The organism is Streptomyces sp. ISL-12, assembly GCF_018614415.1.
Classification (GTDB): Bacteria; Actinomycetota; Actinomycetes; order Streptomycetales; family Streptomycetaceae; genus Streptomyces.
Window position 1 is genome coordinate 30,093 of sequence record NZ_JAGGOO010000138.1, and the last position, 11,595, is coordinate 41,687.

Here is an 11,595-nt window from a genome sequence, read left to right on the forward strand (position 1 = left end):
CCTGCACGGGAGTCCGGGGGTCGGCGGGAGTCCGGGACTCAATGGGGGAGTTCAAGGGAGGGGGACGGTGTGACGAGCGCTGACGCCCAGGTCCGCGGGGGTGGCCCGCTGCTGCTGGGCGTACGGCATCACGGGCCGGGGTCGGCCCGCGCGGTGCGGGCGGCGCTGGCGGCCGCCCGGCCCCGGGTCGTCCTGATCGAGGGACCGCCCGAGGCCGACGCCCTGGTCCCGCTGGCCGCCGACGAGAGGATGCGGCCGCCGGTAGCCCTCCTCGCCCACGCCGTGGACGAGCCCGGCCGCTCGGCGTTCTGGCCGCTCGCCGAGTTCTCGCCGGAGTGGGTCGCCCTCCGCTGGGCCCTGGACCACGACGTCCCGGTCCGCTTCTTCGATCTGCCGGCCACGCACACGCTGGCCTTGCGGGAGCGGACGGAGGAGTCCGGTGACTCCGGTGAGCCGGACGGCGGGTCTGATGGATCCGGTGGGTCTGGTGGGTCTGGTGGGTCTGGTGGGTCTGGTGGGTCTGGTGGACCCGGTGGGTCCGCGGAGTCCGGTGAGTTCGGTGGGCGGGAGGCGTCCGATGCGCCCGGTCACGCGGGCGCCGAGGGGCTGACCGTGCGGACCGCCGTGCGGAGCGATCCGCTCGCCGCGCTCGCCGAGGCCGCCGGGTACGACGACCCCGAGCGCTGGTGGGAGGACGTCGTCGAGCACCGGGGCCCGGGAGAGGACGACCCGCTCGCACCGTTCGCCGCACTGGAGGAGGCGATGGGGGCGCTGCGGGAGACCGAGGCGGCGGAGCGGGCGGAGGGCGCGGAGGGGGCCGGTTCGCCGAGCCCGTCGGGGGCGGACACCGAGCACGACCGGGACCTGGTGCGCGAGGCGTACATGCGGCTGCGGGTCCGGGCCGCGCAGCGCGAGTTCCCGGGCGGCGTTGCCGTGGTGTGCGGGGCCTGGCACGTGCCCGCGCTGCGCCGGAAGACCACCGTCACCGCCGACCGGGCGCTGCTCAAGGGCCTGCCCAAGGTCAAGGTGGACATGACGTGGGTGCCGTGGACCCACCGCAGACTGTCCCGGAGCAGCGGCTACGGCGCGGGCATCGACTCACCGGGCTGGTACGGGCATCTGTTCGGGGCACCGGACCGGCCCGTCGAGCGGTGGCTGACCAAGGTCGCGGGTCTGCTGCGGGAGGAGGACCGGATCGTGTCCTCGGCCCACGTCATCGAGGCGGTGCGGCTGGCCGAGACGCTCGCCGTGATGCGCGGACGCCCGCTGCCCGGCCTGACCGAGACGACCGACGCCGTGCGCGCGGTGATGTGCGAGGGCTCGGACGTGCCGCTGGGCCTGGTGCACGACCGGCTGATCGTCGGGGACGTGCTGGGGGAGGTGCCAGAAGCGGCGCCGGCGGTACCGCTGCAACGCGATCTGACCCGGATACAGCGCCGGCTGCGGCTCAAGCCGGAGGCGCTGGAACGGGAGCTGGAGCTCGATCTGCGCAAGGAGAACGACACCGAGCGCAGCAGGCTCCTGCACCGGCTGCGACTGCTCGGCGTCGGCTGGGGCGAGCCGGCCGCGTCACGCGCGGGCACGGGCACGTTCCGGGAGACCTGGCGGCTGCGCTGGGAGCCGGAGCTGTCGGTGCGGGTCGCCGAGGCCGGCGTGTGGGGCACCACGGTGCTCTCCGCCGCGACCGCCAAGGCCGAGGCGGACGCCGTCGCCGCACCGCACCTCGCCGACGTCACGGCCCTCGCCGAACACTGCCTGCTGGCCGAACTGCCGGACGCGCTCCCGGTGGTGATGCGGATCCTGGCCGACCGGGCGGCGCTGGACACGGACGTCGGCCGGCTCGCCCAGGCGCTGCCGGCGCTGGTCCGGACCCTGCGCTACGGCGATGTGCGCGGTACGGACACCGGTGCGCTGGCCGGGGTGGCCGCGGGCCTCGCCGAGCGGGTGTTCGTCGGTCTGCCGCCGGCCTGCGCCGCGCTGGACGCGGACGGGGCAGAGGAGATACGGCGTCATGTGGACGCGGTGCACGGGGCGGTGGGCCTGCTGGGTGACGCCCCCGCGCCCGGCCACGGTGACCTGCGCGTCCGCTGGCGCCGGGTGCTGCGGGTGCTGTCCGCGCGGGACACCGTGCCCGGCGTCATCCGAGGACGCGCCGTGCGGCTCCTGCTGGACGACGGGGAACTGCCGGCGGAGGAGGCCGCCCGCCTCATGGGACTGGCGCTCTCGCCGGGGACGCCACCGGCGGACGCCGCCGCCTGGATCGAGGGCTTCGTCGGCGGCGGCTCCGGGGGCGGCATGCTCCTCGTCCACGACGAGCGGCTGCTGGGGCTGGTCGACGCGTGGCTGAGCGGCGTACCGGAGGAGGCGTTCACGGACGTCCTGCCGTTGCTGCGGCGCACGTTCTCGGCGTACGAGCCCGGAGTGCGGCGCACGCTGGGCGAACTGGTGCGGCGCGGGCCCGGGACGCGGGGGAGCGCGGCCGCCGGCGGTTCCGGCATACCGGGCTTCGCCCCCGAGCCGGATGCCGTACGCGCCGACGCGGTGGAGCCGGTGGTGCGGCTGTTGCTGGGTCTGGACGAACCGGATTCGGGTGCGGATTCGGGTTCGGACATGTGGGTGAGCGGGGGTGCGGGTGCGAGTCCGGGTGCGGGCAGGGGCGCGGGCGGCGGACCGGTCGGCTCGACGGGGCGCGATGTCGACGGCCGCGGTCGGCAGGACGGCGACGACAGGGACGCCGACGACGGCAGGGGGCGCAGCGACGGCAGTGACGGCAGGGTCTGCAGCGACGGCAGGGACGACAGGGACGGCAGGGACCTTGTGGGGGTGGAGGCGTGACGATCTCATCGGCGGAACTGGGTGATCCGGGGGCGGAGCGGCTGCGGCGGTGGCGGCTGGTGCTGGGCGGTGACGCGGCCGACGGCACCGGATGCACCCTCAGCGGGCGCGACGCCGGGATGGACGCGGCGCTCACCTCGCTCTACGGGAAGGGGGACAAACCGCAGACGGGGCAGACGGGACGGGAGCGTTCGGCCGGGCTCGGGGCGTCGGCGCCGTCCGTGGCGCGCTGGCTGGGGGACATACGGACGTACTTCCCCTCCTCCGTCGTCCAGGTGATGCAGCGCGACGCGATCGACCGGCTCGGGCTCTCCACGTTGCTGCTGGAGCCGGAGATGCTGGAAGCGGTGGAGGCCGACGTGCACCTCGTCGGCACGCTGCTCTCCCTCAACAAGGCGATGCCGGAGACGACGAAGGAGACGGCTCGGGCCGTGGTGCGCAAGGTCGTCGAGGACCTGGAGAAGCGGCTCGCCACCCGGACCCGGGCCACTCTCACCGGTGCCCTCGACCGCAGTGCCCGGATCAACCGGCCGCGCCATCACGACATCGACTGGAACCGCACGATCGCGGCCAACCTCAAGCACTATCTGCCGGAGTACCGGACGATCGTGCCGGAGCGGCTGATCGGCTACGGGCGGGCGTCCCAGTCGGTGAAGAAGGAGGTCGTCCTCTGCATCGACCAGTCCGGGTCGATGGCGGCATCGGTCGTGTACGCGTCGGTGTTCGGGGCGGTGCTGGCGTCCATGCGGTCGATCAGCACGCGGCTCGTCGTCTTCGACACGGCGGTCGTGGATCTCACCGATCAGCTCGACGACCCGGTCGACGTGCTCTTCGGTACCCAGCTCGGTGGCGGCACGGACATCAACCGGGCGCTGGCGTACTGCCAGTCGCAGATCACCCGGCCCGCGGAAACGGTCGTCGTGCTGATCAGCGACCTCTACGAAGGGGGCATACGGAACGAGATGCTCAAGCGGGTGGCGGCGATGAAGGCGTCGGGAGTGCAGTTCGTGACGCTGCTGGCGCTGTCCGACGAGGGGGCGCCCGCCTATGACCGGGAGCACGCGGCGGCGCTGGCCGCGCTGGGCGCGCCGGCCTTCGCCTGCACGCCGGATCTGTTCCCGGACGTGATGGCGGCGGCGATCGAGAAACGGCCACTGCCGATACCTGACACGGTGTGAGGGCCGAGGCGGTGTGATGGCCGGAGGTGGTGGCGTGTTGTCGGTGGGTGGGACTACCTGTCGGTAACGGAGGGCTTGCGCGGACTCCGTATATCCGTGCGAGTATCGGCGTTTGTCAGCGGTGACTCGCGATGCGCTCCTCCGCATCGCTGTGCCGCTGTACCGCGTCGCGCCGGCAGGTGCCCGTGGCGCCCACCTCGTTCCGTCGCACGGGAGGCATCTCCTTGTCCTGGCCGGCCGCTCCGCACGCCGCCGCTCGGCGCGCGCTCTTCGGCGTGCTGCTGGTCGGCGGGGTGTTCCTCCTCGGGCTGCTCCTCGGACAGCCCGCGGAGGCGGCCGAAGGCGCGGGGGACGTGACGTCATCGCCTTCGGAACGGGGAGCGTTGTCGCTGGTGGGTGGGGTGGCCGACCGGGTGGTCGAGCCGGTGGCCGGCGGTTCGGGGACCCGTGCCGGTGGTGCCGGTAGTGCCAGTGTTACCGGAGGTTCCGTCACCGGTCGGGCGACGGAGCCGGTGAGGGAGCGGGGTGCGGAGTCGGTCGGTGACGTGGTGGGGGCGGTGGCCGAGGGGCTCGGTTCAGTGCGGGGAGAGGTTTCCTCGCCGGAGCTGTCGTCTCCGTCGCTTCCGTCGCCTCCGTCGTCTCCGTCGCTTCCGTCGCTTCCGTCGCTTCCGTCGTCTTCGTCGTCTTCGTCGTCTTCGTCGTCTCCGTCGGACTCGGGGGCCGAGTCGCCGAGCAGACCGCCGTTGTCTCCGCCGCCAGGTCGGCCTGACGCCCCGTCAGGCACGCCGAGCGTGCCCGATCTGCCGAGCGTGCCGGACCTGCCGGTCCATGCCGATCTGCCGAGTCAGTTGCCGTCGTCGAATGGGTCCGGTGCCCCGGTGGGGTCGCCGAGTCTGCCCGCTCCGCCGTCCCCGGTCGACTCACCGGTCCTGCCCACCTTGCCGGTCCTGTCGGATCTTCCGGTCCTGTCGGATCTGCCGATCGTCTCAGACCTGCCGGCCCTCTCCGATCTGCCTGGCCTGTCGGACCTGCCTGGTCTGTCGGACCTGCCCATCGTGTCCGACCTGGTCGGTGGCTCGACGCTGCCTGTGTGGCCTGCATTGCCCGTATCCCCCGTAGCTCCGGCCGATCCCGTGCTCCCGGTGCTTCCCGAGTTGCCGGTATCCCCCGCGCTGCCGGCGGACCTGCTGCCCGCCCCGATCGAATCCGCGGCCGAACCTGCCGGCTCCGGGTCAGGGCCCGTCCCGGACGAGTCCGCCTTGCCGCCGGAATCGGTGACCACGTCCCCGACCGGCGGCAACGGCGCCGACGGTCAGGTGGCCGGAGGCCAGGGTGGCGCGCGGAGCGTGGTGGTCGGTCCGTACGGACCGCGGTTCGTCGGTCGGGCGGCGCACATCGGTGGGAGCGGTGATGGTCGTCCGGCCTTGGGCGCGGGACACGTGCCCGGTCCCGTTCACCAGTCGCCCGCAGGGCCGGACGGCGCCTTGGGTGACGCGTCGGCGGCCGATCACGGCACGCCGCGGCACGGTGACGCGTCGGCCGTCGCCCTGAACACCCGCATCCCCCTGCGACTCGCGCCCGGCGCAGTCGCGTACGCCGACGTGGGCGACGTCCGCGACCGGTACCGGGACGTTCCCGTTTCCCCTGCCTAGTCCGGGTCCGGGGGCGGCAGTGACGCGACCGACCTGGTGATCCGGTTCCGCCGCCGCCACCTCGCCACGTCGCCACGCCGCCACGCCGCCACGCCGTCGATCGCTGTAATGCGTCGTATCTCGGCGTAGCCCGTTCGGTTCGGCGTGTCGCGTGCGTGCCCGTCGTGCGGCCGGCGCCCCAGCGCCCAGCACCCCGCGCCGCTGACCAGCTTCCGCCCTGCGACCCACGCGGCCTGCGTCTGCGTCTGCGCCTACGTCGACGTCGACGTCGACGCCCAGGCCCCCGACGTCCGCAGGACGGGTACCGACGCCGCGGAGCCTCCGGTGCCGGACGGCCGAAATCCGTCGGTTCCGTCCGGTACGGGAGACCGCGGGCGGGGTGGCGGTCCCCAGGGGTGGGGATCTGCCACCCCACGCTCCGAGAGCACCGGCATCGCCGTGGCTCAGGGGTGTTCACCGGCCTCACCGGGCCGACCCCAGCCCGGTGAGGCCCCGCGCAGCCTCACCTGCGTCCCCGCCCGTTCCGCCTCACCTGCGGCACGCGGTGCCAGAGAGGGGGGCATCATGTGACAGGTATCACCGCTCAGGTGTGAGATGAGATTTAGAGACCGTCCGCAAGCGGCGATAACCTGCGAGACGGACATGCCGCGCGCTCGGACACCGTGTGCGCCTCCCTTGTGACTGACACGGCGGTCGTCACGTTGCCCTCGCGGCACGCCCACGCAGACAACGAACCGCGAGATCACTGATAGGGACGGAAGCGCGTGGACCTGTTCGAGTACCAGGCGAGGGACCTCTTCGCCAAGCACGATGTACCGGTGCTGGCCGGTGAAGTCATCGACACGCCTGAGGCGGCCCGCGCAGCCACTGAGCGCCTCGGTGGCAAGTCCGTCGTCAAGGCCCAGGTGAAGGTCGGCGGCCGCGGCAAGGCCGGCGGCGTCAAGCTCGCCGCCGACGCGGACGAGGCCGTCGCCCGCGCGACGGACATCCTCGGCATGGACATCAAGGGCCACACGGTCCACAAGGTGATGATCGCCGAGACGGCCCCGGAGATCCTGGAGGAGTACTACGTCTCCTTCCTCCTCGACCGTGCCAACCGCACCTTCCTCTCCATCGCCTCCGTCGAGGGCGGCATGGAGATCGAGGAGGTCGCCGCGACCCGCCCCGAGGCCGTCGCCAAGACCCCGATCGACGCGATCGACGGCGTGACGCCTGAGAAGGCGCGCGAGATCGTCGAGGCCGCGAAGTTCCCGGCCGAGGTCGCCGACAAGGTCGCCGACGTCCTCGTCACGCTGTGGGACACCTTCATCAAGTCGGACGCCCTCCTCGTCGAGGTCAACCCGCTCGCGAAGGTCGCCTCCGGTGACGTCATCGCCCTGGACGGCAAGGTGTCGCTCGACGACAACGCCGAGTTCCGTCACGACTGGGACGAGCTGCACGACAAGGCCGCGGCCAACCCGCTCGAGGCCGCTGCCAAGGAGAAGAACCTCAACTACGTCAAGCTCGACGGCGAGGTCGGCATCATCGGCAACGGCGCGGGTCTCGTGATGAGCACCCTGGACGTCGTCGCCTACGCCGGTGAGAAGCACGGCAACGTGAAGCCCGCCAACTTCCTGGACATCGGTGGCGGCGCCTCCGCCCAGGTCATGGCGAACGGCCTGGAGATCATCCTCGGCGACCCGGACGTCAAGTCCGTCTTCGTCAACGTCTTCGGCGGCATCACCGCCTGCGACGAGGTCGCCAACGGCATCGTCCAGGCGCTGAAGCTCCTGGAGGACCGCGGCGAGAAGGTCGAGAAGCCGCTGGTCGTCCGCCTCGACGGCAACAACGCCGAGCTGGGCCGCAAGATCCTCACCGACGCGAACCACCCGCTGGTGCAGCGCGTCGACACCATGGACGGCGCCGCCGACAAGGCCGCCGAGCTGGCTCACGCCGCCGCCAAGTAAGCACTCAGGACGAGGACACCAACACACCATGGCTATCTGGCTCAACAAGGACAGCAAGGTCATCGTCCAGGGCATGACCGGCGCCACCGGCATGAAGCACACCAAGCTCATGCTCGGCGACGGCACCAACGTCGTGGGCGGCGTGAACCCGCGCAAGGCGGGTCAGTCCGTGGACTTCGACGGCACCGAGGTACCGGTCTTCGGCACCGTCAAGGAGGCCATCGAGAAGACCGGCGCGAACGTATCCGTCATCTTCGTGCCGGAGAAGTTCACCAAGGACGCCGTCGTCGAGGCCATCGACGCCGAGATCCCCCTCGCGGTCGTCATCACCGAGGGCATCGCCGTGCACGACTCGGCGTCGTTCTGGGCGTACGCCGGCAAGAAGGGCAACAACACCCGCATCATCGGCCCGAACTGCCCCGGCATCATCACCCCGGGCCAGTCCAACGTCGGCATCATCCCGGGCGACATCACCAAGCCGGGCCGCATCGGCCTGGTGTCGAAGTCCGGCACGCTGACGTACCAGATGATGTACGAGCTGCGTGACATCGGCTTCTCCACCGCCGTCGGCATCGGTGGCGACCCGATCATCGGCACCACGCACATCGACGCGCTCAAGGCGTTCCAGGACGACCCCGAGACCGACCTGATCGTCATGATCGGCGAGATCGGCGGCGACGCCGAGGAGCGGGCCGCGGACTTCATCAAGGCCAATGTGACCAAGCCGGTCGTCGGCTACGTCGCGGGCTTCACCGCGCCCGAGGGCAAGACGATGGGCCACGCCGGCGCCATCGTCTCCGGTTCGTCCGGCACCGCCCAGGCGAAGAAGGAGGCCCTGGAGGCCGCGGGCGTCAAGGTCGGCAAGACCCCGACCGAGACGGCGAAGCTGGCGCGCGAGATCCTCGCCGGCTGACCCTCCGCACCGCAGGACACGGAAGGGCCCGCACTCCCGGAACTCGCCGGGGTGCGGGCCCTTCCGCGTGCCGGGCCGCGTCTCAGCGCACCTGCGGGACCAGCCGCTCCGGCCCGTCCTGAAGCTCCTGCCGCAACTTGTCCCGCAGCGACAGTTCCTCGTCCGACAGCGGCCCCGGCGCCACCCGGGCCGGCACGCCCCGTACCGCCTCTCCCACGGGCACCGGCGGTTCGTACTGCGTCGGAGCCGTCCGCAGGGTCAGCGCCGTCGTGCCGATCAGGGCCGCCGTGAAGGCGATCGCGGCCCTCGTCCAGAACCGGGCCCGGCGTTCACTGCCCGTACGTACGGTCGGAGCGGCGGCCGCCCGCAGCCGCGCGGTGGACGCCAGCTCGGTGAGCCGGCGGTGCAGTTCGGCCGGATCGGCCAGTTCCGGCAGCCGGGCGGCGACGGCCTCACGGGCGCTCAGCAGACGGTTCGCCGCCGCCGGGGTGGTCGCCTCCGTCTCCGCCGCCGTCTCCGGCAGGCCGAGGCCTACACCGTCGTAGAGGACGAGGGTGCGGCGGCGGGAGGGCGGGAGTTTCAGCAGGGCGTCCAGCAGGACGCGGCCGTCGGCGTCGGCGGCGGGCGGCTCGGAGCGCCGGGGGCGCAGCCGGAACCGGTGCCAGGGGGAGAGGGCGGACTCGTACGCCGCCGCCCGCACCCAGCCCGCCGGATCCCGGTCGCGGGCCACCTCCGGCCAGCGCTCCCAGGCGAGTTGGAAGGCCCGCTCGACCGAGTCACGCGCCAGTTCGCGCCGGCCGGTGAGCAGGTACGCCTGCCGTACGAGGGCGGGGGCGCAGAAGGCGTACAGCGCGTCGAACGCCTGAGCGGGCGTCAGGGCGGGCGTCAGGGCGGGCGGGCTCGGGACCGGCTCGTGCGGCGGCTCGCTCCGGTGCGCTGGGGCCGGCTCCGGGCCCGGCTGCGGCTCCGGCTCCGGCACCAGCTCCGGAGCCATCTCGGGCTCGGTCCCGGTCTCAGTCTCGGGCTCGGTCTCGGTCTCGGCCTTCGGCTCCTGTTCCCGTTCCTGTTCCCGTGCCTGTTCCCGTGCCTGTTCCCGTTCCTGTTCCCGTTCCGGCTTCGCGGGTGCGGTGGGCGTGGGCTGCTCAGGTGGTGACCACACGACCGTCTCGCCGGTCATCCGTGTCTCCTGGGCCAGCCTGGCCAGCAGTTTCGCGTACGTCTCCCGTTTCCGGCCGCGCGGAGTCATGCGGCCGGTCTCCCACGCGCGTACCGTCTCGCGGGTGACACCCACCCGTGCCGCGAGCTGAGCCTGTGTCAGCGAGGCGGCCTCCCGCAGGCGTCGGCGTGCCTTGGGAGGGGGAAGCGGAATGGCAGGACTCTCCGTCACCAGGCGCCCCTCCGTGCGAAAAAGTACATAAACATATATTGAGCGACACAGCGGGGCTTCGCCTGTTACGACGGGAAGGTGCGTGTCGTTGGGAGCATGACCGGCGTGATCCCCACGACCGTTCGCCGACCGCTGCTGTTCCTCCTGCTCGCCCGCTGGCACGTCCGCTGGCGTGACCGTTCGCCGGGTCTCGCCGCCGGTCTGCTGGGCGGAGCGGTCGCAGCCGGGCTCGGACTCGCCTCCCTCGCCGTCCTCGTGACGCTGCTGTGGATCAGCTCGCCGTACCCCGACAGCGGGGCCGGCGGCGCCCTGCACGCCGCCGCGACCCTGTGGCTGCTCGCCCACGGCGTCGAACTGGTCCGCACCGACACCCTCTCCGGCGTCCCCGCACCCGTCGGGATCACCCCGCTGCTCCTCACCCTGTTGCCCGTCTGGCTGCTGCACCGCGCCGCCCGGGACGTGACCGACCCCGGGGACGGCGCGGGCGTGACCGTGGGAGCGGGACCCGGAGTCCATGTCCGGGACCTCTCGGGGCCACCGCCGGTCTCCGCGCGCAACGCCTGGGCGGGCGTGGTCCTCGGCTACCTGGCCGTCGCCCTGCCGGTGACGCTGCACGCGGACAGCGCGGACGGCGGTGCGCTCCGGCCTTCCTGGGCGGGGGTGGTGGTCTGGCTGCCGCTGGTCGTCATGGCCGCGGCGGGCGCGGGAGCGTGGACGGCGTTCGGCCGCCCGGGCGGTCCGGTGGGCCGGGTGCTGCGGCTGCTGCCCCGGACCCCGCGCGAACTGATCGTGGAGCCGGACGCGAGAGTGGGGGCCTCGGCGCGGGCGGCGGGCGCCGGGGCGGCGGTGCTGGTCGTCGGCGGAGCCCTGCTGTTCCTGGTGTCGCTGGTGGGGCACGGCGGGGCGGCCCGAGGGTCGTTCCTGCTGCTGGCGGACGGATGGGTGGGGCTGCTCTCCGTCCTGCTGCTGTGTCTCGCGCTGGTGCCGAACGCGGCCGTGTGGGCGGCGGCGTACTCCCTCGGTCCGGGCTTCGCACTCGGCACCGGTCATGTCGTCGGCCCGTCCGTCTCGGCCCCCGCCGCGCTGCTGCCGCCGTTGCCGCTGCTGGCGGCGGTGCCGGACGCCGGTCCGGGCACGCCGCTGCACTGGGCGGTGGGCGTGGTGCCGCTGGCCGCCGGTGCGACGGTGGGGTGGTGCACCGCCCGGTCGGCCGTCGCGCCCGCCCGTGCCCCGGTCCCCACGATGACCTCGTCGGCCTCGGACGGCCCGGCGGGCGGTGAGGTCCGGTCCGACCCCTGGCCGAGCGGACGTACGGCCGTCGCCGCGTCGCTCGCGGCACTGCTCTGCGCGCTTCTGGTCGCGTTGCTCGCCGCGCTGGCCGGAGGACCGCTGGGCAACGGGGCCCTCGCCCGCTTCGGACCGGTGTGGTGGCAGGCCGGGGGCGCGGCGCTGGCGTGGATCTGGCCGGTGGCCGTGCCGACGGCCCTGGTCGTACGGGTCTGGCTGCGGCGGGTCGCCGCCGCGGGCGGGCGCCGGCGGAGGTGGGTGCCGTTGCCGTTGCTGTTGCCGTTCAGGAGGCGGCGCGGGCAGACGAAGGCCGGGGCGGGAGGCCGCGGGGCAGGGCGACGAGGACGCCGTGCCGTTCGGGCCGTACGCCGCGGATGGCAGCGATGGCAGCGGTGGC

At 73.1% G+C, this 11,595-nt stretch carries 7 protein-coding genes; 6 read left to right on the top strand and 1 reads right to left on the bottom strand.

What is annotated here, in order from left to right; genetic code table 11:
• Positions 1-69: 69 nt before the first annotated feature.
• The 5 genes from J7I94_RS32390 (at position 70) to sucD (ending at position 8,524) form a co-directional block, all read left to right on the top strand.
• Positions 70-2,835, top strand: coding sequence for a DUF5682 family protein (locus J7I94_RS32390; protein WP_308114790.1), 2,766 nt, complete (start codon positions 70-72; stop codon positions 2,833-2,835).
• On the top strand, positions 2,832-4,013 hold the full coding sequence (locus tag J7I94_RS32395) for a VWA domain-containing protein (RefSeq protein WP_308114791.1): 1,182 nt from the start codon (positions 2,832-2,834) through the stop codon (positions 4,011-4,013). The genes J7I94_RS32390 and J7I94_RS32395 overlap by 4 nt, the downstream gene beginning before the upstream one ends.
• A 791-nt stretch (positions 4,014-4,804) precedes the next feature.
• Positions 4,805-5,665, top strand: a complete 861-nt coding sequence (locus J7I94_RS32400; protein ID WP_215172951.1) for a hypothetical protein — start codon at positions 4,805-4,807, stop codon at positions 5,663-5,665.
• Between the two features lie 764 nt (positions 5,666-6,429).
• Entirely contained in the window at positions 6,430-7,611 is a 1,182-nt protein-coding gene (gene sucC, locus J7I94_RS32405; RefSeq protein ID WP_215172953.1) for an ADP-forming succinate--CoA ligase subunit beta, read from the top strand.
• A gap of 28 nt (positions 7,612-7,639) precedes the next feature.
• Positions 7,640-8,524, top strand: a complete 885-nt coding sequence (gene sucD, locus J7I94_RS32410) for a succinate--CoA ligase subunit alpha (RefSeq protein WP_215172955.1) — start codon at positions 7,640-7,642, stop codon at positions 8,522-8,524.
• Between the two features lie 82 nt (positions 8,525-8,606).
• Here sucD and J7I94_RS32415 read toward each other — a convergent pair whose 3' ends face one another.
• On the bottom strand, positions 8,607-9,911 hold the full coding sequence (locus J7I94_RS32415) for a helix-turn-helix domain-containing protein (protein ID WP_215172957.1): 1,305 nt from the start codon (positions 9,909-9,911) through the stop codon (positions 8,607-8,609).
• A gap of 96 nt (positions 9,912-10,007) precedes the next feature.
• On the opposite strand from J7I94_RS32415, the gene J7I94_RS32420 reads away from it, so the two are divergent.
• A partial coding sequence (locus J7I94_RS32420; protein ID WP_251076072.1) for a DUF6350 family protein occupies positions 10,008-11,595 on the top strand: 1,588 nt, incomplete at its 3' end.